This is a genomic window from Escherichia sp. WS1152, assembly GCF_046487665.1.
GTDB lineage: Bacteria > Pseudomonadota > Gammaproteobacteria > Enterobacterales > Enterobacteriaceae > Escherichia > Escherichia coli.
Genome location: NZ_JBJQJA010000002.1, coordinates 1 through 21883 on the forward strand (window position 1 = coordinate 1; position 21883 = coordinate 21883).

A 21883-nucleotide genomic window follows, 5' to 3' on the forward strand; every position below is an offset into this window, starting at 1 on the left:
CTGAAGGAACGTTGAAGACGACGACGTTGATAGGCCGGGTGTGTAAGCGCAGCGATGCGTTGAGCTAACCGGTACTAATGAACCGTGAGGCTTAACCTTACAACGCCGAAGCTGTTTTGGCGGATTGAGAGAAGATTTTCAGCCTGATACAGATTAAATCAGAACGCAGAAGCGGTCTGATAAAACAGAATTTGCCTGGCGGCCGTAGCGCGGTGGTCCCACCTGACCCCATGCCGAACTCAGAAGTGAAACGCCGTAGCGCCGATGGTAGTGTGGGGTCTCCCCATGCGAGAGTAGGGAACTGCCAGGCATCAAATAAAGCGAAAGGCCATCCTGACGGATGGCCTTTTTGCGTTGGTGAAAAAAATGCCTGATGCGACGCTGCGCGTCTTATACTCCCACATATGCCAGATTCAGCAGCGAATACGGCTTCCCCAACTTGCCCACCTCCATACGTGTTCTCCTCACCAGAAATTTATCCTTAAGCTCCTCAATAACCATTTTCCTGCTAACTAAATTCATGGTTAAGGTTGCATAATGACACGCAACAAATGTATAACATTTTCTTTACCAAAAGAAATAAACAAAAGCGACCGACAAAAGCATCGGATTACGGCAGGAGACATAATGGCATGGCTGAAAGTACTGTAACGGCAGACAGCAAACTGACAAGTAGTGATACACGTCGCCGCATTTGGGCGATTGTGGGGGCCTCTTCAGGTAATCTGGTCGAGTGGTTCGATTTCTATGTCTACTCGTTCTGTTCACTCTACTTTGCCCACATCTTCTTCCCTTCCGGGAACACGACGACTCAACTACTACAAACAGCAGGTGTTTTTGCTGCGGGATTCCTCATGCGCCCAATAGGCGGTTGGCTATTTGGCCGCATAGCCGATAAACATGGTCGCAAAAAATCGATGCTGCTATCGGTGTGTATGATGTGTTTCGGCTCACTGGTAATCGCCTGTTTGCCTGGTTATGAAACAATCGGTACGTGGGCTCCGGCATTATTGCTTCTCGCGCGTTTATTTCAGGGATTATCCGTTGGCGGAGAATATGGCACCAGCGCCACCTATATGAGTGAAGTTGCCGTTGAAGGGCGCAAAGGTTTTTACGCATCATTTCAGTATGTGACGTTGATCGGCGGACAACTGCTAGCCCTACTGGTTGTCGTGGTTTTACAACACACCATGGAAGACGCTGCACTCAGAGAGTGGGGATGGCGTATTCCTTTCGCGTTAGGAGCTGTGTTAGCTGTTGTGGCGTTGTGGTTACGTCGTCAGTTAGATGAAACTTCGCAACAAGAAACGCGCGCTTTAAAAGAAGCTGGATCTCTGAAAGGATTATGGCGCAATCGCCGTGCATTCATCATGGTTCTCGGTTTTACCGCTGCGGGCTCCCTTTGTTTCTATACCTTCACCACTTATATGCAGAAGTATCTGGTAAATACTGCGGGAATGCATGCCAACGTGGCGAGTGGCATTATGACTGCCGCATTGTTTGTATTCATGCTTATTCAACCACTCATTGGCGCGCTGTCGGATAAGATTGGTCGCCGTACCTCAATGTTATGTTTCGGTTCACTGGCAGCCATTTTTACCGTTCCTATTCTCTCAGCATTGCAAAACGTTTCCTCGCCTTATGCCGCTTTTGGTCTGGTGATGTGTGCCCTGCTGATAGTGAGTTTTTATACATCAATCAGTGGAATACTGAAGGCTGAGATGTTCCCGGCACAGGTTCGCGCATTAGGCGTTGGTCTGTCATATGCGGTCGCTAATGCTATATTTGGTGGTTCGGCGGAGTACGTAGCGTTGTCGCTGAAATCAATAGGAATGGAAACAGCCTTCTTCTGGTATGTGACCTTGATGGCCGTGGTGGCGTTTCTGGTTTCTTTGATGCTACATCGCAAAGGGAAGGGGATGCGTCTTTAGTGACGGGTCAGTTGCCAGACGGTATAGCCGGTGCTTGCACCGGCGACATCCCAGGCCAAATCCTTCCAGCTCCAGCCGCTCCCTTCGGGGCGGCTATCCCAAAGCTCTTTTGACGCCCCCAAACTGACAGAGAACATCAATCCAAACATGGCACTGCGATCCCGGCTCATCCCCTGATGCTGTGAATATTCATTTCCGGCGGCGGAAAGCATCGCCGAGGCGATAAAGTGTTGAGCTTTATCCTGCCCGCTCCAGCTATCGTTAGCCATATGGCTGCATCCAGAAAGTAACAATAGCGAACAGACAAAAAGAATACGCAAAACGTGGCCTCCAAAAAACAAACCCCGTACAGGACGGGGTTGTGATTACAGGATGCGGCTAATTAATCGGTCGATGCGGATACGGCGCAAACGGCGGATGAGTTTACGAACCTTCACCGGATAATCGGCAATACTTTGCAGATCGCGATAGTGCTTAACGATGGTGGTATGCTCGCGGATCAGCTCCAGTTCTTTCTCTCGCTGCGGCGCAAGCTCCAGTTGTGGATCGTGGATCAAAATGGCGTTTTCCAGATCCAGACGCCAGGCGCGCGGGTTCAGGTTATTACCGGTGATCAACATCCACTTATCATCAACCCACATCCCTTTTAGGTGATAGGTGTTGTCGTCATCTTTCCATAACCGAACCACTAGCTGGTCAGTATTGACGTAATACTGCAAACGGCTCAGGAAACGACGCAGATTGATCTCATAGAGATAAGGCAATGCGCCAATTATCTTGAAAGGTTCATCTTCCGGAATGTAGAAGTCGTTCGCGGTTTTATCACCAACAATAATTTCGACCTTTTTCCCTTCGCGCAGCAACTGGATAATATTGCGCACAAGGATTGCTGGCAGGTTGAAGTATGGCGTACAGATGGTTAGTTTCTGCTCGGCACAAGGCATAAGATGGAAAATGGTCTTGTTCAACAGACTCGATTTCCCCAGCCCCACTAGCGGCGTTACGGAAAGCTGATCGTTGTCGGCATCGCCCTGGAAATGATAAGCGGCATCACGCAGCTCCTGGCGGAACAGACGAATATCGTTCTTGATTTCCGGGCTTTTTGGCCGATTAACATCATCCAGACGATTAACGCCGCGGCCATTCATAATATTCTGTGTAACCCATTCAAACATAATGTCTGACATCTTACGGTTACGGATAAGGTGATAACGGTCGTAGCGATATTTATCGTGCTGATGCAGGTAAACATCGTTCAGGCTGGCACCGCTATAAAGTACGCTATCGTCGATGATAAAGCCTTTAAAGTGCAGAACGCCAAGGGCTTCACGGGTATTGATTGGAACGCCATAAACTGGAACATCTACGCCCGGATTTTCCTGCGCCATGCGGCAGTACCAGTCAGCGTTAGTGTTAGATGCCGCAGCGCCAATGCGTCCACGTTGTGCACGATGCCAGTCGACCAGCACCCGCACATCCAGTTCCGGACGCTGCCTTTTAGCTTCATACAACGCGTTCAGAATGCCTTTGCCACCGTCATCCTGTTCGAGATACAGGGCGACAATGCAAATGCGCTGCTTCGCGCTGGCTATTTTTTCCAGCAGCGTCTCCCGGAAGTCGGCGGGAGCGTAAAAGAAATCGACATCATCAACTGATTGAGAAATCTTGGGTAGTTGGGCAAGGTGTTGTTGATGTTTATTACGCTTAAATTTTGACAACATCACAGTGCATTTCTTCTCTGTTCATTGAAGGGTCCTCTGTGCAATGCAGACGACATAAGCGGGCAATAATAACACCAGTCCCGATTAAGTGGTCAACATTTCCAGTACCTTACTCATGATTCCTCGCGCTGGGCAAGATTTAGCGTAAGCCCAACGATCCCCTCTTCGAGCTGGATATCAACGTTAAACCCGAGCTTGCGGGCCAGCGCCACCATGCCACGATTGTTTGGCATCGTAATACCATTCAGACGTTGTAGTCCGTGATCTCGCGTATAGGTAATCAACTTTTCCATTAAGCGTCGACCTAAGCCTAACCCTTTGAGATCCGAGCGAACCAGCACGGCAAATTCGGCATCGATGTTATCAGGGTCGGAGATCGCACGCGTGACGCCGAGGATCTCTTCCGTTTGATCAATACGTCGTACCGCTACAAACGCCATTTCCCGATCGTAGTCGATCTGCGTCATGTTGGCTAAATCTTCATGGGTAAATTCGTTGATCTCGCTAAAGTAGCGGTAATAAAGATCTTCTTTGGTGACTCGCGAAATGAATTGCTGAAGTTGTGGCTCATCTTCTGGCAAAATCGGGCGGAACAAGCAGCGTTCACCGTTTTTCAATTCTACCCATTCTTCCAGCTGATGCGGATAAGGGCGCACTGCCAGCCGACTCTCGTTATCGCCTTCAAACGGCGCGATATCCAGCGTGACATCCAGCGCGGTAAATTCACTGCCAGAAGCCAGCAAAGGATGAATATCCAGACGCTGAATTTCCGGGCAATCGACAATCAAGTTGGAAACCTGCACCAGAAGCTGGCTCAAGCCTGCAACATCCAATGGGCGTAGCGCACTGCGCGCACGAATCTTTTTACTTTTGATCCCCTGAATAACCAGATAGCGGGCCAGGTTCATATTCAGCGGCGGCAGTGCGACGACGGCTTGATCTTCAGGACGCCACTCCACACCGCCTTCACCCAGCATGATCAACGGCCCAAAAACCGGATCGTGCTCAACCACAACCCGCAACTCCTGAGCGCCAGCACGGTTAGCCATACTTTGCACCAACAGGCCGTGGACCCGCGCCTGCGGCCAGGTCATTTTTACGCGATCGAAAATAGCGTTTGCCGCTTGCTGGACTTCATTGGCTGTACGCAGGTACAGCATGACGCCCTGAACTTCCGATTTATGTGGAATATCCGGCGAACGCAATTTCAGCGCCACCGGATAACCAATCTGTTCGGCAATATGCACCGCTTCGGTGCTATCACTGGCAATCCAGGTAGGGAGCGTGTTCATGCCATACGCTTGCAGGATGGGCTGAACTTCATGGGTATCGAGCGACGTAGCCCCTTCGGCAATCGCCTGTTGCAATAGAAGATGCGCTTTTGCGGTATTGGAAGTCAGATTGCTGGGCAACGCCGGCGTTTCGCGTAGTTGCTTCTGATTACGCCGGTACTCCACCATATGCATAAAAGCAGTGATGGTTCCTTCCGGGGTACGGTAGGTCGGCAGCCCGGCTTCGCTGAATAAACGTCGTGCCTCTTGCGAGGAGTGCTCGCCGCACCAGTTCGTCAGCAGAGAAACATACTTGCTGCGGGGATGATGCTTTACCGCTTCAATTAATGCTTGCGCACTTTCTGTTGCGGGAGCAGCGGCGCTGGGCGAATGAATAACCATCAGCGCATCAAAATCCTGGCTATGGAGCAGAATGTCCAGCGTTTTGACATAATGCTCGCTGCTGGCGTCATCGCGCAGATCGAGCGGGTTAGAGATTGCCACATGTCCTGGCAGTGCATCGCGCAGTTTCTGGCAGGTTTCTTCGCTTAGTGTTGCCAGCTTGCCATTGCGTGACCATAAGGCATCCAGCGCCAGCGCGGCAGGCGCAGCACCGTTGCTGATAATCATCAACCGGTCGCCACGCAGCGGGCGCATATGGCTAAGGGTTTCTACCGCCGAAAACAGTTCGTGGGTGTCCTGTACCCGCAACAAACCGGCACGCTGAATAGCCGCATCCCATGCCGGGTCCATTCCTGCCGTCGTGTTGAGCAGTCGCTGTGCCGCCGGGCTACGTCCGCTTTTAATCACCAGAATCGGTTTATTACGCGAGGCACTACGGGCCGCCGAAACAAAGCGTCGCGCGTCGCTTAACTGTTCGAGATAGAGCAGGATGGCGCTGGTTTTACTGTCGCGTGCCAGATAGTCAAGCAATTCATCAACGTCGATATCCAGGCTGTCGCCGAGCGCAATAAAGTAGGAAAAGCCCATCTCACGCTGTTGCGCCCAGTCGAGGATGGTGTTGGAGACGGCAGCCGATTGTGAAATAAACGCCAGCTTGCCGCGTTTAATAGGTACCGGCGAAAAGCTGGCATTCAGACCTTGCCAGGGAGCCAGTAAACCCAGACTGTTTGGTCCAAGCAGGCGCATGTTATGGCGCAGGGCGCAGGCGCGGAGATCTTCGTGTTGCGATGCCGGGGCGGAAAGAATAATGCAGGTTTTACAGCCTTTCTCGCCGAGCTCTTCCAGAAGAGCAAGATTACGGCTGGCATTGGTACATAAAACCGCAAGGTCGGGTGTAAAGGGCAAGCTGGCAATATCCGGCCAGGCCAACACACCCAACACCGCTTTCCAGGCTGGCGTCACCGGGAGTACCGGTCCGTTAAAGCCTCCCGCCAGCAGGTTACGCATCATCAGGTAACCTGCGCGATTGGGTTTCATCGACGCGCCAATTACCGCTATCGATTTTGGTCGCAGTAGTGCTTCCAGTCCTCGCTGACTCATACCGGTCTCCCGCAGAAGTGACCGAATGATTTTAAACGCTTTCTAACTGTTCTGCTGTGATGCTACCCAGATGTTGCGTTTTTCCTGCCAGATAGCGTGTTTTAAAGCGGGTAAAATGCTCGCCTAACCCTGCTGCCGCCCCGGTATCGCCGGCCATATCTAACAGTGCGATGGCTACCTCGGCAGTACAATATTGGCCTTCAGCCTGGGCTTCACGCAGGCGATAGGCAGAAAGCCGGGAAAGATCGACGGAAATGACGGGAAGATTATCCAGATACGGACTTTTACGAAACATCTTGCGAGCTTCCGGCCAGGTACCATCGAGCATGATAAACAGCGGTGGCTTACCGGAAGGCGGGGTGAAGATCACTTCCCGTTGCTCATCAGCATACGAGGCTGGAAAGACCACCATTGGCTGATAGTCCGGGTTTTGTACCAGATCCAGCAAATCTTGCGAGGGTTCGGTACGCGACCATTGAAACGCAACGGTATCAGGCAAAATATCAGCAATCAGACGCCCGGTATTACTGGGCTTCATTGGCTCGGTGTCAAACATCAACAAACAAAAGCGGCTTTTTGCTTGTGCTGGGGTAATTGTCGAACAGAGACATAATTTCTCTGGCAAAAGACAGCGTTGGCAGCGACGAACGCGATTACCGCGGGCAAGAAAAGGACGTGTTGCGCGCGCAATACGCTCGGCGCGTAACTGGAGAACAGCGTTTTCGGTCATAAGAGAGCGTCGAAAAAACACCATTGTCGCAGAGGAGAAAACGGGGCACAAGATGCGCCCCGGTAAGATTAAAGAGATTCGTTCAGCCAGCTGTCGAACGGCGCTTTCGGTACTGCACCATTAAGCATGTCGACAACCTGACCGTTTTTGAAAATCATGATCGTCGGTATACTACGAATTCCAAAGCGACTGCTCAATTCACGTTCAGCTTCGGTATTCACTTTCACAAAGCGCACTTTACCGCTACGCTCTTGCGCGACATCTTCAAAAATTGGTGCGAAATTACGGCAGGGGCCGCACCACGGTGCCCAGAAGTCGATCACCACAGGTAGATCATCTTTCAGCAATTTGTCGAGCGTTTCACCGGTCGCATTAATCACCTCTCCGTCAAACAAGTCGTGACCGCAGCGTCCGCATTTTGCCGCATCTTCGATCCGATCGTCGGGAATGCGATTGATGGCCTGACAATGGGTACAAACGGTATTCATAACTAACCTCGGGATGAGTAAGGAGACTTATCGGCAACGACGCCGGTATGTTTCTAATATGTTACATATTATCGGGGACATTGTTCCAGACAACAATCTGTTTTATTCAATAGGTATGATAGTCGCAGGCTTTGGTACGAAATCATGGCGAACCGCGCGGACTTCGGGTAATCTGCGCGCTTCGCGCAGCGCTGGTGGAGAAAAGCATGAACGATGAAATGAAAGGTAAAAGCGGCAAGGTCAAAGTGATGTATGTCCGCAGTGATGATGATTCTGATAAACGTACCCACAACCCGCGTACCGGGAAAGGGGGCGGGCGTCCAGGAAAATCTCGTGCTGACGGTGGCCGTCGCCCCGCCCGCGATGACAAACAGAGTCAGCCCCGTGACCGCAAGTGGGAAGAGTCGCCGTGGCGCACGGTTTCCCGCGCGCCGGGTGATGAGACGCCGGAAAAGGCCGATCACGGTGGTATCAGTGGTAAAAGTTTTATTGATCCGGAAGTGTTGCGTCGTCAGCGTGCGGAAGAAACCCGCGTCTACGGCGAAAACGCCTGTCAGGCACTGTTCCAGAGCCGCCCGGAAGCGATTGTTCGCGCCTGGTTTATTCAGAGTGTAACGCCACGTTTTAAAGAAGCCTTGCGCTGGATGGCGGCAAACCGCAAAGCGTACCATGTGGTGGATGAAGCGGAATTGACAAAAGCGTCAGGCACGGAACATCACGGCGGCGTTTGCTTCCTGATCAAAAAGCGTAATGGCACAACCGTGCAGCAGTGGGTAAGCCAGGCAGGTGCGCAGGATTGCGTTCTGGCACTGGAAAACGAATCTAACCCGCATAACCTGGGTGGCATGATGCGCAGCTGCGCGCACTTCGGCGTGAAAGGCGTTGTGGTGCAGGATGCGGCACTGCTGGAGTCGGGTGCGGCTATCCGTACCGCAGAAGGCGGCGCAGAGCACGTTCAGCCGATTACTGGCGACAACATTGTTAACGTGCTGGATGATTTCCGTCAGGCGGGTTACACCGTAGTGACAACTTCCAGCGAGCAGGGTAAACCGCTGTTCAAAACCAGTCTGCCAGCGAAAATGGTACTGGTGCTGGGTCAGGAATATGAAGGGTTACCGGATGCCGCACGCGATCCGAACGATCTGCGCGTGAAGATTGATGGTACTGGCAACGTTGCCGGGCTGAATATCTCTGTCGCAACCGGCGTTCTTCTTGGCGAATGGTGGCGTCAGAATAAAGCCTGATAAATCAGCCGGGTGGCAACTTTGCCATCCGGCATTTTCCCGCAAATTTACTCACTCTCTGCCGGTAATACTGGCATCCAGTCAATCGGCGTCTCGCCACGTTGTTCCAGCCACTGATTTGCCAGCACAAAATGGTTACAGCCAAAGAATCCACGATGCGCAGAAAGCGGTGACGGATGCGGTGCTTTCAGTACGTGATGGCGTTGCTTATCTATAATCGCCCCTTTCTTTTGCGCATGCGATCCCCACAACAAAAACACCACGCCTTCGCGATGCTGGTTAATCAGGCTGATCACTTTATCGGTGAAGGTTTCCCAGCCGAGGCTGGCGTGGGAATGCGCCTGACCTGCGCGTACCGTCAACACAGTATTGAGTAGCAGAACGCCCTGACGCGCCCAGCTTTCAAGATAACCATGATTAGGGCGGGTGAAGCCCGGAATAGTATTTTCCAGCTCTTTATACATATTCAGCAGTGACGGAGGAGTGGCGATTCCGGGGCGAACGGAAAATGCCAGCCCATGCGCCTGTCCCGGTCCGTGATAAGGATCCTGGCCGAGAATCACCACTTTAACGTCACCCAACTCGGTAAAGCGGAACGCGTTAAAGACATCTTTTTGTGGTGGATAGATAGTGACGCCGGACTGCCGCTCGCTGGCGACGGTCTGAAGGGTATTAAGAAAATAGGGTTGCTGCTTCTCTTCAGCCAGCACGTCATGCCAGGTTAATTCGTTAGCCATCTCGCTCTCCTGCGAATCTTCAATCCGCCTAGCTTAACTGCTTCTTTCTACAGAACAAAATCATGCTCATTTTTTAGACTTAAACGAGTGCAAAAAAATGTAAATTGGTAAAATTTCACACCCGCATAAGTTGATGTAAAACAATAAAATCCATTTGCGACCACACTTGATGTGTGGTTTTTATTGATTTAAATCAAAGATTCAAGGGTGTTTGAGGAGTATATATACACTCAAGCAACAATGGTTTTACCAATTGGCCGCGACAGGCTGAACAAATCAAATAATTTTGCCGGGGAGGCATCACATGATTACAGGTATCCAGATTACTAAAGCCGCTAACGACGATCTGCTGAACTCTTTCTGGCTGCTGGACAGCGAAAAAGGCGAAGCGCGTTGCATCGTTGCGAAAGCAGGTTTTGCAGAAGACGAAGTGGTTGCAGTAAGCAAACTGGGTGACATTGAGTACCGTGAAGTTCCAGTAGAAGTGAAACCAGAAGTTCGCGTTGAAGGTGGTCAGCACCTGAACGTTAACGTTCTGCGTCGTGAAACTCTGGAAGATGCAGTTAAGCATCCGGAAAAATATCCGCAGCTGACCATCCGTGTATCCGGTTATGCAGTTCGCTTTAACTCTCTGACTCCGGAACAACAGCGCGACGTTATCGCTCGTACCTTTACTGAAAGCCTGTAAGGCTTAAGTAGCAAGTTACTAAGCGGAAGAGGGCGACCTCTTCCGCTTTTTTTCATTAATAGAAAATGCGTACCGCGCAATAGATCAGCAGCAGCGCCAGCACGATATTTAACTGGCGACCATACTGGCGAAACAATCGCTGAAACAGATGCCCCGCCAGCGCCCAGCACACATTACCAAACGTCCCAATCATTGCCAGCAAAACGCTGACGCCAACTATCCAGCTTAACGCCTGTGTTTGCGGCAGAACAAATGTCGACAGTGCCGTAACACCGTACAAAATGATTTTGACGTTCACAAACTGCAAAGCAAAGCTGGCCCAAAAACTGATTGGTTTTGTCTGAAGCCCGTCTTCCTTTGTTGGACTGGTAGCGATTTTCCACGCCAGCCAGACAATATATGCCGCCCCCGCCCAACTCAACAGATGCACAGCTGCCGGGTCGATAACAGCCAGTGAAAACGAAATGCCCGCACACAGCAACATGACGATTAAAAATCCCAGACTCATCCCTGCCAGCACGCGGGTACTCTGACGAAATCCGTGCGTTGTGGCTGAGCTAAGGGCGAGAATATTGTTCGGTCCTGGCGTCATGGCGGTAATCAGGGTGTAAGTCCAAAAAGCACTGAAAAGGGTCGGTGTCACTTGTTATCTCCTCTGTTTTGGTAGACAGTACCCGACACGGAACATTTAAAAAAATGAATGTTTTTACATTCTAAATTCGATATTTTCGATAGGTTTGGGGTTATGGATCTGCGCCGTTTTATTACGCTTAAAACCGTGGTGGAAGAGGGTTCCTTTTTGCGAGCTTCGCAAAAATTGTGCTGCACACAATCGACGGTGACTTTTCATATTCAGCAGCTTGAGCAGGAGTTCTCAGTACAGTTATTTGAGAAAATTGGTCGACGAATGTGCCTTACCCGCGAAGGGAAAAAGCTGCTGCCGCACATCTATGAACTTACCAGAGTGATGGATACCCTTCGTGAGGCTGCCAAAAAGGAGTCGGATCCGGACGGGGAACTACGCGTTGTTTCGGGCGAAACGTTGCTCTCTTACCGAATGCCGCAGGTGTTGCAGCGTTTTCGGCAACGCGCCCCAAAAGTGCGTTTATCGTTGCAGTCGCTGAACTGTTACGTGATCCGTGATGCGCTACTGAATGATGAGGCCGATGTTGGCGTCTTTTATCGTGTAGGGAATGATGATGCTCTGAATCGACGAGAGTTGGGTGAACAATCACTGGTGCTGGTGGCTTCACCGCAAATTGCAGATGTCGATTTTACTGAGCCGGGAAGACATAACGCCTGTAGCTTTATTATCAACGAACCGCAATGTGTATTCCGGCAGATATTTGAGAGCACGCTGCGCCAGCGGCGGATCACGGTGGAAACTACCATTGAGCTGTTAAGCATTGAAAGTATCAAACGTTGTGTCGCGGCGAATATCGGTGTCAGTTACTTGCCCCGCTTTGCGGTGGAAAAAGAGCTTGAGAGCGGAGAATTAATTGAATTGCCTTTTGGCGAACAGTCGCAGCCATTACGGCAATGTGCGCACATCATGCTGGAAAAGCGGTTAGCCCGGCGATGCACATTTTTATTCAGTGTGTTGAAGAGTGTTTTTTGCCGGGATAAAAATAATGCCGGGCTTAAACCCGGCATTGAGATTACTCTTCTGTCGTTTGCGGTGGCACGCCCGTTCCGCTTGGTTTACGGCGCTTACCAATATTTTTGGTATCGCGATGGCGTTTTTTCACCCGCGGCTTCTCTTTCTCTTTAGCTTTTTTCTTCTCGGCGCGTTTTGCCAGTACTTTCTTCGATGGCTTGCCGGTCTGCTTCTCGCTTGGTGCACGCGTTTTCGGGCGTAACTCATCAATTACGCGAGCTTTAATTGGCTCTTCAATATAGCGACCGACTTTGCCCAGCAGCAGATGGTCATGGGCTTCTACCAGCGAAATTGCGGTGCCTTTACGACCGGCGCGCGCGGTACGTCCGATACGGTGCAAATAAGTATCGCCACTGCGCGGCATATCGAAGTTAAAGACGTGGCTGACGTCAGGAATGTCGATACCGCGCGCAGCAACATCGGTTGCAACCAGTACGTTTACGCGACCTTCGGTCAAACGCTTGATCGCTTCGTTACGCTTGCCCTGTACCATCTCACCTTCGAGATAGCAGTTGTTGATGCCCGCTTCGCGCAGCCAGTTTGCCAGCTCATGCACACGCTCACGCTTACGCACAAACACAATTGAGCGGGTCGCTTCCGGCTGTTTTAACAGATGCACCAGCAACGCGGTTTTATGCTCAAGATCATCGGCGCGGTAATACCACTGATGAATTTTTTTGCGCTCACGGGTGGACGGATTGGCAGAAACTTCCACCGGATCTTCCAGCAGACGCTCGGCAAAGTCCTGAATCGCATCGCCTTCCAGCGTTGCCGAAAAGAGCAGGGTCTGTTTACGCCAGCGCGTTTCGCCAGCAATATGTTCGATATCCTGAGCGAAGCCCATATCCAGCATACGGTCTGCTTCGTCGAGGATCAGCGTTTCAACCGCGCGGCAATCGAAGTTCTCTTCTTTTATGTATTGCAGCAGACGTCCGGTCGTGGCGACCACGATGTCCTGATTTTCGCTGAACACTTCCGCGTGGTTCATATAGGCTACGCCGCCGGTGATGGTGGCGATATCCAGATGCGTATGTTTCGCCAGTTCGCGGGCATGATCGGCCACCTGCATCGCCAGCTCGCGAGTTGGGGTGAGGATCAAAATACGCGGCGGACCGGATTTCTTACGCGGGAAATCGAGCAGGTGCTGCAACGCTGGCAGCAGATACGCCGCCGTTTTACCGGTGCCTGTCGGCGCAGAACCGAGTACATCACGGCCATCGAGCGCAGGCGGAATGGCGGCAGCCTGAATGGCGGTCGGGCGAGTGAAACCTTTATCCTGGAGGGCTTCCAGCAGGCTTTCGTCGAGTTCAAGTTCGGAAAAAGTCGTTACAGTCATGTTCTACCTCTGTGTGGGGCGCTGATTATAGACGTTACGGCTGCAATCTTCATCTGTTTGTATGGATATCGCTTCTCGGGTATTGTTCTCACCCGGTGCTATCGCCGTTTTTCCTGCAAGGTTTTATTTTCATGTCACAGTCTACATCCGTGCTTCGTCGTAATGGATTTACTTTTAAACAGTTTTTTGTTGCTCACGATCGCTGTGCGATGAAAGTGGGAACGGATGGTATTTTATTGGGCGCATGGGCACCGGTGGCTGGGGTAAAACGTTGCCTTGATATCGGCACTGGTAGCGGGTTGCTGGCATTAATGCTGGCGCAGCGAACCGATGACAGCGTGATGATTGATGCAGTTGAACTGGAAAGTGAAGCTGCCGCGCAGGCGCAGGAAAATATCAACCAGTGCCCGTGGGCAGAGCGGATTAACGTCCATACGGCGGATATTCAGCAGTGGATCACACAGCAGACAGTACGCTTCGATTTAATCATCAGTAACCCACCTTACTATCAGCAGGGAGTAGAGTGCGCGACACCTCAACGGGAACAGGCTCGCTATACCACTACGCTTGATCACCCATCGCTGCTAACCTGTGCGGCGGAGTGCATTACCGAAGAGGGATTTTTCTGCGTGGTGCTGCCAGAGCAGATTGGTAATGGTTTTACTGAACTGGCATTAAGCATGGGCTGGCATTTACGTTTGCGGACGGATGTGGCGGAAAACGAAGCGCGACTGCCGCATCGGGTGCTGCTGGCATTCTCCCCGCAGGCGGGAGAATGCTTTAGCGATCGCTTAGTCATTCGTGGGCCAGACCAGAACTATTCCGAAGCGTATACGGCGCTGACCCAGGCTTTTTATCTGTTTATGTAATGATTGCCGGGAGAAAGGATCGACGGACCGGAATGGGTGAGCAGTTCCGGATAATCCAGCGTGAAATGCAACCCCCGACTCTCTTTACGCATCATCGCACAGCGAACAATCAACTCGGCAACCTGTACCAGATTACGCAGCTCCAGCAAATTATTTGAGACGCGGAAATGGGCGTAATATTCGTCTATTTCTTGTTGGAGCATGGTTATCCGCCGCAGGGCGCGTTCCAGGCGCTTCGTTGTGCGCACAATGCCAACGTAATCCCACATAAACAGCCGTAGCTCGTGCCAGTTATGCTGAATTACTACCCGTTCGTCAGGGTTCTCAACGCGGCTTTCATCCCACGGCGGTAACGTACTGACGCCGTGGGCATAAGGCATACGTCTGGTGATATCTTCCGCCGCCGACCAGCCATAGACCAGACACTCCAGCAATGAATTCGAGGCCATGCGGTTAGCGCCGTGTAAGCCGGTATAACTCACCTCACCAATGGCATACAAGCCCTCGACGTCCGTACGCCCATGATCATCAACCATTACACCACCGCAGGTATAATGTGCAGCAGGCACAATCGGTACCGGTTCTTGTGTGAGATCAATCCCCAGCCCGAGCAATTTTTCATAAATCATCGGGAAATGCTGGCGAATAAAATCGGCGGGCTTATGGCTGATGTCGAGGAACATACAATCTGCGCCGAGGCGTTTCATTTCATGGTCAATGGCGCGGGCGACAATATCGCGCGGGGCCAGTTCGCCGCGCTCATCAAAATCGGGCATAAAACGCGTGCCATCCGGGCGCTTGAGATAGGCGCCTTCGCCGCGCAGTGCTTCTGTTAACAGGAAATTGCGTGCCTGTGGGTGATACAGCGCGGTAGGGTGGAACTGATTAAATTCGAGATTGGCAACCCGGCAGCCTGCGCGCCACGCCATAGCAATGCCATCGCCAGAAGAAATATCCGGATTGGTGGTGTACTGATAAACCTTCGACGCACCGCCGGTTGCCAGCACCACCGCTTTTGCGTGGCAGGTTTCCACCTTTTCTTTATTTCGGTTCCATACCCACGCGCCAACAACCCGTCGCGTGCCCGGCAGGCCAATTTTGTCAGAAATAATCAGATCAACCGCGTTGCTGCGCTCCAGCACGCGAATATTCGGATGGTTCAGCGCCTTGCTCACCAGCGTGGTTTCTACTTCTCTACCAGTTGCGTCGGCGGCATGAAGAATACGACGGTGACTATGTCCACCTTCACGGGTCAGATGGTAGCTTTCTTCGCCATTCGGCTGAATGTGGGTATCAAATAACACCCCCTGGTCGATTAGCCATTGCACACAGGATCGTGCATTGCTGGCGACAAATTCAACTGCATGGCGATCGCAAATACCAGCCCCGGCAATCAATGTGTCTTCCACATGCGAGTCAATGCTGTCAGTTTCATCAAACACGGCGGCAATACCGCCTTGGGCATAAAATGTTGAACCTTCCGTTACCGGGCCTTTACTTAGAACGATGACCTGATGCTGGTCAGCCAGGCGTAGCGCCAGTGAAAGTCCGGCTGCGCCGCTACCGATAATCAACACGTCACATGAATGTTCAGGGAGAGTATTCATTTTCTTTGTTTAATTTACTAAACATGGTTTGGTCAGCATAGCATCATGTTGTGCGAATAAACACCTGCTATTTTAATATTTGTTACAGTGGCTAAACACGCTGACGCAGGGCGGCGAGAAAAAGAGAAGTTACTGGCTGGTGGAGGATTAGGTGGTGAAATAAAAAGGCCGTTGGGTTACTCTTCAGGCAGTTAAATGGGCATTTCTACACAGATAATGCGATGTTCAGATTCTGTAGACTTATAATGATAGATAATGATCCGTCTACAGCATGACAAACAAAAACAGATGCGTTACGGAACTTTACAAAAACGAGACACTCTAACCCTTTGCTTGCTCAAATTGCAGCTAATGGAGTGGCGTTTCGATAGCGCGTGGAAATTTGGTTTGGGGAGACTTTACCTCGGATGAGCGAGCAGTTAACGGACCAGGTCCTGGTTGAACGGGTCCAGAAGGGAGATCAGAAAGCCTTTAACTTACTGGTAGTGCGCTATCAGCATAAAGTGGCGAGTCTGGTTTCCCGCTATGTGCCGTCGGGTGATGTTCCCGATGTGGTACAAGAAGCTTTTATTAAAGCCTATCGTGCGCTGGATTCGTTCCGGGGAGATAGTGCTTTTTATACATGGCTGTATCGGATTGCTGTAAATACAGCGAAAAATTACCTGGTTGCTCAGGGGCGTCGTCCACCTTCCAGTGATGTGGATGCCATTGAAGCTGAAAACTTCGAAAGTGGCGGCGCGTTGAAAGAAATTTCGAACCCTGAGAACTTAATGTTGTCAGAAGAACTGAGACAGATAGTTTTCCGAACTATTGAGTCCCTCCCGGAAGATTTACGCATGGCAATAACCTTGCGGGAGCTGGATGGCCTGAGCTATGAAGAGATAGCCGCTATCATGGATTGTCCGGTAGGTACGGTGCGTTCACGTATCTTCCGAGCGAGGGAAGCTATTGATAACAAAGTTCAACCGCTTATCAGGCGTTGACGATAGCGGGATACTGGATAAGGGTATTAGGCATGCAGAAAGAACAACTTTCCGCTTTAATGGATGGCGAAACGCTGGATAGTGAGCTGCTTAACGAACTGGCTCATAACCCAGAAATGCAGAAAACCTGGGAAAGCTATCACTTAATCCGTGACTCAATGCGGGGTGATACTCCCGAGGTGCTCCATTTCGATATCTCTTCACGCGTGATGGCCGCCATTGAAGAAGAGCCAGTACGTCAACCGGCGACATTGATCCCGGAAGCCCAGCCTGCGCCGCATCAATGGCAGAAAATGCCATTCTGGCAGAAAGTACGTCCGTGGGCGGCACAGCTTACCCAAATGGGCGTAGCCGCATGCGTATCGCTTGCAGTTATCGTTGGCGTCCAGCACTATAATGGACAATCTGAAACGTCCCAGCAGCCCGAAACACCGGTATTTAATACACTGCCGATGATGGGTAAAGCCAGCCCGGTTAGCCTGGGAGTACCTTCTGAAGCGACCGCAAATAATGGTCAACAGCAGCAGGTACAGGAGCAGCGTCGTCGCATTAATGCAATGTTGCAGGATTACGAACTGCAACGCCGACTCCACTCTGAACAGCTTCAGTTTGAGCAGGCGCAAACCCAGCAAGCCGCTGTACAGGTGCCAGGAATTCAAACTTTAGGAACGCAATCGCAGTAATGAAGCAACTTTGGTTTGCCATGTCATTAGTGACAGGTAGCCTGTTATTCTCTGCTAACGCCTCGGCCACTCCCGCGTCCGGGGCGTTATTACAGCAGATGAACCTGGCCAGTCAGTCACTGAATTACGAGCTGTCATTCATCAGCATCAATAAACAGGGTGTTGAGTCTCTGCGTTATCGACATGCACGCCTCGATAACCGTCCTCTTGCACAATTGTTGCAAATGGATGGCCCGCGCCGGGAAGTGGTACAGCGCGGCAATGAAATCAGCTATTTTGAACCGGGCCTTGAACCGTTTACTCTTAATGGCGATTACATTGTTGATTCTCTGCCATCGCTCATCTATACCGATTTCAAACGCCTTTCTCCTTACTACGACTTTATCTCCGTCGGGCGCACGCGTATTGCTGATCGTCTTTGTGAAGTTATTCGCGTGGTTGCTCGTGATGGCACACGCTACAGCTACATCGTGTGGATGGACACCGAATCGAAATTACCGATGCGGGTTGATCTTCTTGATCGCGATGGTGAAACGCTGGAACAATTTCGCGTGATTGCTTTTAACGTCAATCAGGATATCAGCAGCAGTATGCAGACGCTGGCGAAGGCAAATTTGCCGCCGTTGCTTTCTGTTCCTGTAGGTGAAAAAGCTAAATTCAGCTGGACGCCAACCTGGTTGCCACAGGGTTTTAGCGAAGTTTCCAGTAGTCGACGTCCGCTACCGACGATGGACAACATGCCTATCGAATCACGTCTCTATTCCGACGGATTATTCAGCTTCTCGGTAAACGTTAACCGCGCTACGCCATCGAGCACCGATCAGATGTTGCGCACCGGACGCAGAACCGTCAGTACAAGCGTACGTGATAACGCCGAAATCACCATTGTCGGTGAACTGCCGCCGCAAACGGCGAAACGCATTGCCGAGAATATTAAGTTCGGGGCAGCGCAATGATCAAAGAGTGGGCTACCGTCGTCTCCTGGCAAAACGGGCAGGCGCTGGTCAGTTGTGATGTTAAAGCCTCATGCAGCAGCTGCGCTTCACGCGCCGGTTGCGGTAGCCGCGTGTTGAATAAACTTGGCCCGCAAACCACGCATACCATTGTCGTACCCTGTGATGAGCCGTTAGTGCCGGGGCAAAAAGTGGAATTGGGGATCGCCGAAGGCAGCCTGCTTAGCTCCGCATTACTGGTTTATATGTCGCCGCTGGTGGGATTACTCCTCATCGCTTCGCTATTTCAGCTACTCTTTGCTTCTGACGTCGCAGCATTATGTGGTGCGGTCCTCGGCGGTATTGGCGGGTTCCTGATTGCTCGCGGCTACTCGCGTAAGTTTGCTGCCCGGGCAGAATGGCAACCGATCATATTAAGCGTGGCATTGCCGCCTGGCCTTGTGCGATTTGAAACATCTTCGGAAGACGCGAGCCAGTGATTTCACTGGCTTTGTTGCATTTTGCATAACAAATGCGAGGACGTTTCCAGATACCACAATCCATACGGTATGAACATTTCCTCGCCTCAATGTTGTAGTGTAGAATGCGGCGTTTCTATTAATACAGACGTTAAGCTCAGAACAGCGACTTCTAAAAGCCTGGTTAACCGGGCATTAAGGCACAATAATCATACTTTATGAAGAATATACGTAACTTTTCGATCATAGCTCACATTGACCACGGTAAATCGACGCTGTCTGACCGTATTATCCAGATCTGCGGTGGCCTGTCTGACCGTGAAATGGAGGCGCAGGTTCTCGATTCCATGGATCTTGAGCGTGAGCGTGGCATTACTATCAAAGCGCAAAGCGTGACGCTGGACTACAAAGCGTCTGACGGCGAAACCTATCAGCTTAACTTTATCGACACCCCGGGCCACGTAGACTTCTCCTATGAAGTTTCCCGTTCGCTGGCTGCCTGTGAAGGTGCATTGCTGGTGGTCGACGCCGGGCAGGGCGTGGAAGCGCAAACCCTGGCAAACTGTTACACCGCCATGGAAATGGATCTCGAAGTGGTGCCGGTACTGAACAAGATTGACCTGCCGGCAGCCGATCCTGAACGCGTGGCGGAAGAAATTGAAGATATCGTCGGCATCGACGCCACTGACGCGGTGCGCTGTTCAGCGAAAACCGGCGTTGGCGTGCAGGACGTTCTCGAACGTCTGGTGCGCGACATTCCGCCGCCGGAAGGCGATCCGGAAGGCCCGTTGCAGGCACTAATTATCGACTCATGGTTCGACAACTACCTGGGCGTTGTTTCACTTATCCGTATTAAAAACGGCACCCTGCGTAAGGGCGACAAAGTGAAAGTCATGAGTACCGGGCAGACCTATAACGCCGACCGTCTTGGCATCTTCACGCCGAAACAGGTTGACCGCACTGAACTGAAATGTGGCGAAGTAGGCTGGCTCGTATGTGCGATTAAAGATATCCACGGCGCTCCAGTCGGCGATACCTTAACGCTGGCGCGTAATCCGGCAGAAAAGGCGCTGCCTGGCTTTAAGAAAGTCAAACCGCAGGTATACGCCGGTCTGTTCCCGGTAAGTTCCGACGACTATGAAGCCTTCCGTGACGCGCTGGGTAAACTCAGCCTGAACGATGCCTCACTGTTCTATGAGCCGGAAAGCTCCAGCGCGCTGGGCTTTGGTTTCCGCTGCGGCTTCCTTGGCCTGCTGCACATGGAGATCATCCAGGAGCGTCTGGAACGTGAATACGATCTGGATCTGATCACCACTGCGCCGACCGTAGTGTATGAAGTTGAAACCACGTCAAGGGAAGTTATCTACGTCGACAGCCCATCCAAGCTGCCTGCGGTAAATAACATTTACGAACTGCGCGAGCCGATTGCAGAGTGTCACATGCTGCTGCCGCAGGCATATCTCGGCAACGTTATTACGCTGTGCGTAGAAAAACGCGGCGTGCAGACCAATATGGTTTACCACGGTAATCAGGTGGCGCTGACGTACGAGATCCCGATGGCGGAAGTGGTGCTCGACTTCTTCGATCGCCTGAAATCTACCTCGCGTGGTTATGCGTCTCTGGATTACAACTTCAAACGCTTCCAGGCGTCCGACATGGTACGTGTAGACGTATTAATCAACGGTGAACGTGTTGATGCGCTGGCGTTGATCACCCACCGTGATAATTCGCAAAACCGCGGTCGCGAGTTGGTGGAGAAGATGAAAGATCTGATCCCACGCCAGCAGTTTGATATCGCCATTCAGGCAGCGATTGGTACGCACATTATTGCGCGATCCACCGTGAAACAGCTGCGTAAAAACGTACTGGCTAAATGTTATGGCGGCGATATCAGCCGTAAGAAAAAGCTGCTGCAGAAGCAGAAAGAAGGTAAGAAACGCATGAAGCAGATCGGTAACGTCGAGCTGCCGCAGGAAGCGTTCCTCGCCATTCTGCACGTCGGCAAAGACAACAAATAACCCTTAGGAGTTGGCATGGCGAATATGTTTGCCCTGATTCTGGTGATTGCCACACTGGTGACGGGCATTTTATGGTGCGTGGATAAATTCTTTTTCGCACCTAAACGGCGGGAACGTCAGGCAGCGGCGCAGGCGGCTGCCGGTGACTCACTGGATAAAGCAACGTTGAAAAAGGTTGCGCCGAAGCCTGGCTGGCTGGAAACCGGTGCTTCTGTTTTTCCGGTACTGGCTATCGTATTGATTGTGCGTTCGTTTATTTATGAACCGTTCCAGATTCCGTCAGGTTCGATGATGCCGACTCTGTTAATCGGTGATTTTATTCTGGTAGAGAAGTTTGCTTATGGCATTAAAGATCCTATCTACCAGAAAACGCTGATCGAAACCGGTCATCCGAAACGCGGCGATATCGTGGTCTTTAAATATCCGGAAGATCCAAAGCTTGATTACATCAAGCGCGCGGTGGGTTTACCGGGCGATAAAGTCACTTACGATCCGGTCTCAAAAGAGCTGACGATTCAACCGGGATGCAGTTCCGGCCAGGCGTGTGAAAACGCGCTGCCGGTCACCTACTCAAACGTGGAACCGAGCGATTTCGTTCAGACCTTCTCACGCCGTAATGGTGGGGAAGCGACCAGCGGATTCTTTGAAGTGCCGAAAAACGAAACCAAAGAAAATGGAATTCGTCTTTCCGAGCGTAAAGAGACACTGGGTGATGTGACGCACCGCATTCTGACAGTGCCGATTGCGCAGGATCAGGTGGGGATGTATTACCAGCAGCCAGGGCAACAACTGGCAACCTGGATTGTTCCTCCGGGACAATACTTCATGATGGGCGACAACCGCGACAACAGCGCGGACAGCCGTTACTGGGGCTTTGTGCCTGAAGCGAATCTGGTCGGTCGGGCAACGGCTATCTGGATGAGCTTCGATAAGCAAGAAGGCGAATGGCCGACAGGTGTGCGCTTAAGTCGCATTGGCGGCATCCATTAATAGCTCATCTTCGTTC

General features: G+C 51.5%; 20 protein-coding genes, 2 rRNA genes and 1 pseudogene. 14 read left to right on the top strand and 9 right to left on the bottom strand.

Annotated elements, in window-relative coordinates; genetic code table 11:
• From ACJHW7_RS03935 to kgtP, 3 genes are all read left to right on the top strand, one after another.
• Positions 1–99: ribosomal RNA gene (locus tag ACJHW7_RS03935) — 23S ribosomal RNA — on the top strand; the annotation flags it as partial.
• A gap of 95 nt (positions 100–194) precedes the next feature.
• Positions 195–310: ribosomal RNA gene (gene rrf / locus ACJHW7_RS03940) — 5S ribosomal RNA — on the top strand.
• A gap of 322 nt (positions 311–632) precedes the next feature.
• Complete coding sequence (kgtP, locus tag ACJHW7_RS03945; RefSeq protein ID WP_000841103.1) at positions 633–1931, top strand: alpha-ketoglutarate permease; 1299 nt, start codon at positions 633–635, stop codon at positions 1929–1931.
• On the opposite strand, the gene ACJHW7_RS03950 is transcribed toward kgtP, so the two are convergent.
• The 5 genes from ACJHW7_RS03950 to trxC form a co-directional block, all read right to left on the bottom strand.
• Entirely contained in the window at positions 1928–2251 is a 324-nt protein-coding gene (locus ACJHW7_RS03950) for a YfiM family lipoprotein (RefSeq protein WP_001300818.1), read from the bottom strand. The two genes, kgtP and ACJHW7_RS03950, sit on opposite strands and share 4 nt — an antisense overlap.
• Before the next feature lie 45 nt (positions 2252–2296).
• The gene (gene pssA, locus ACJHW7_RS03955) at positions 2297–3652 is read right to left on the bottom strand and encodes a CDP-diacylglycerol--serine O-phosphatidyltransferase (RefSeq protein WP_000949265.1); all 1356 of its coding nucleotides are present in this window, start codon (positions 3650–3652) and stop codon (positions 2297–2299) included.
• Between the two features lie 113 nt (positions 3653–3765).
• Positions 3766–6426, bottom strand: coding sequence for a peptidyl-lysine N-acetyltransferase PatZ (gene patZ, locus ACJHW7_RS03960; RefSeq protein ID WP_000082981.1), 2661 nt, complete (start codon positions 6424–6426; stop codon positions 3766–3768).
• 31 nt (positions 6427–6457) lie between these two features.
• Positions 6458–7156 carry a tRNA-uridine aminocarboxypropyltransferase gene (gene tapT, locus ACJHW7_RS03965; RefSeq protein ID WP_001362449.1) on the bottom strand — a complete coding sequence of 233 codons (699 nt, stop codon included), beginning with the start codon at positions 7154–7156 and terminating at the stop codon, positions 6458–6460.
• A gap of 68 nt (positions 7157–7224) precedes the next feature.
• Positions 7225–7644, bottom strand: a complete 420-nt coding sequence (gene trxC, locus ACJHW7_RS03970) for a thioredoxin TrxC (RefSeq protein ID WP_001098726.1) — start codon at positions 7642–7644, stop codon at positions 7225–7227.
• 206 nt (positions 7645–7850) lie between these two features.
• On the opposite strand from trxC, the gene ACJHW7_RS03975 reads away from it, so the two are divergent.
• Complete coding sequence (locus ACJHW7_RS03975; RefSeq protein WP_000997418.1) at positions 7851–8888, top strand: tRNA/rRNA methyltransferase; 1038 nt, start codon at positions 7851–7853, stop codon at positions 8886–8888.
• A gap of 47 nt (positions 8889–8935) precedes the next feature.
• On the opposite strand, the gene ung is transcribed toward ACJHW7_RS03975, so the two are convergent.
• Positions 8936–9625, bottom strand: coding sequence for a uracil-DNA glycosylase (gene ung, locus ACJHW7_RS03980; RefSeq protein ID WP_001262723.1), 690 nt, complete (start codon positions 9623–9625; stop codon positions 8936–8938).
• Positions 9626–9929: 304 nt separating this feature from the next.
• Here ung and grcA point away from each other — a divergent pair, with 304 nt between their 5' ends.
• A complete protein-coding gene (grcA, locus tag ACJHW7_RS03985) occupies positions 9930–10313 on the top strand; it encodes an autonomous glycyl radical cofactor GrcA (RefSeq protein ID WP_000627804.1) in 384 nt (127 codons plus the stop codon).
• 55 nt (positions 10314–10368) lie between these two features.
• On the opposite strand, the gene eamB is transcribed toward grcA, so the two are convergent.
• Positions 10369–10956, bottom strand: a complete 588-nt coding sequence (gene eamB / locus ACJHW7_RS03990) for a cysteine/O-acetylserine transporter (protein WP_021557097.1) — start codon at positions 10954–10956, stop codon at positions 10369–10371.
• 102 nt (positions 10957–11058) lie between these two features.
• Between eamB and ACJHW7_RS03995 the strand changes: the two are divergent.
• A pseudogene (locus tag ACJHW7_RS03995) lies at positions 11059–11939 on the top strand (LysR family transcriptional regulator).
• Positions 11940–11971: 32 nt separating this feature from the next.
• On the opposite strand, the gene srmB reads toward ACJHW7_RS03995, so the two are convergent.
• Positions 11972–13306 (bottom strand): ATP-dependent RNA helicase SrmB, encoded by a 1335-nt coding sequence (gene srmB / locus ACJHW7_RS04000; RefSeq protein ID WP_000219193.1) that lies wholly within the window; start codon positions 13304–13306, stop codon positions 11972–11974.
• A gap of 131 nt (positions 13307–13437) precedes the next feature.
• On the opposite strand from srmB, the gene trmN reads away from it, so the two are divergent.
• Positions 13438–14175, top strand: coding sequence for a tRNA(1)(Val) (adenine(37)-N(6))-methyltransferase TrmN (gene trmN / locus ACJHW7_RS04005; RefSeq protein ID WP_021557095.1), 738 nt, complete (start codon positions 13438–13440; stop codon positions 14173–14175).
• On the opposite strand, the gene nadB is transcribed toward trmN, so the two are convergent.
• Positions 14160–15782 carry an L-aspartate oxidase gene (gene nadB / locus ACJHW7_RS04010; protein WP_021557094.1) on the bottom strand — a complete coding sequence of 541 codons (1623 nt, stop codon included), beginning with the start codon at positions 15780–15782 and terminating at the stop codon, positions 14160–14162. The genes trmN and nadB overlap by 16 nt on opposite strands.
• A 255-nt stretch (positions 15783–16037) precedes the next feature.
• Between nadB and rseD the strand changes: the two genes are divergently transcribed.
• From rseD to lepB, 7 genes are all read left to right on the top strand, one after another.
• Entirely contained in the window at positions 16038–16193 is a 156-nt protein-coding gene (gene rseD / locus ACJHW7_RS04015) for a rpoE leader peptide RseD (protein ID WP_001303621.1), read from the top strand.
• A complete protein-coding gene (rpoE, locus tag ACJHW7_RS04020; RefSeq protein ID WP_001295364.1) occupies positions 16190–16765 on the top strand; it encodes an RNA polymerase sigma factor RpoE in 576 nt (191 codons plus the stop codon). Before rseD ends, rpoE begins: the two co-directional genes overlap by 4 nt.
• Positions 16766–16797: 32 nt before the next feature.
• Positions 16798–17448 (top strand): anti-sigma-E factor RseA, encoded by a 651-nt coding sequence (gene rseA, locus ACJHW7_RS04025; RefSeq protein ID WP_001168459.1) that lies wholly within the window; start codon positions 16798–16800, stop codon positions 17446–17448.
• Positions 17448–18404: a sigma-E factor regulatory protein RseB gene (rseB, locus tag ACJHW7_RS04030; protein ID WP_000812053.1), complete on the top strand. Its 957-nt coding sequence runs from the start codon at positions 17448–17450 to the stop codon at positions 18402–18404. Before rseA ends, rseB begins: the two co-directional genes overlap by 1 nt.
• Positions 18401–18880, top strand: coding sequence for a SoxR-reducing system protein RseC (gene rseC / locus ACJHW7_RS04035; protein WP_000589072.1), 480 nt, complete (start codon positions 18401–18403; stop codon positions 18878–18880). The genes rseB and rseC overlap by 4 nt, the downstream gene beginning before the upstream one ends.
• Before the next feature lie 197 nt (positions 18881–19077).
• Entirely contained in the window at positions 19078–20877 is a 1800-nt protein-coding gene (gene lepA, locus ACJHW7_RS04040; RefSeq protein ID WP_000790168.1) for a translation elongation factor 4, read from the top strand.
• A gap of 15 nt (positions 20878–20892) precedes the next feature.
• Complete coding sequence (lepB, locus tag ACJHW7_RS04045; RefSeq protein ID WP_000002542.1) at positions 20893–21867, top strand: signal peptidase I; 975 nt, start codon at positions 20893–20895, stop codon at positions 21865–21867.
• Positions 21868–21883 lie beyond the last annotated feature (16 nt).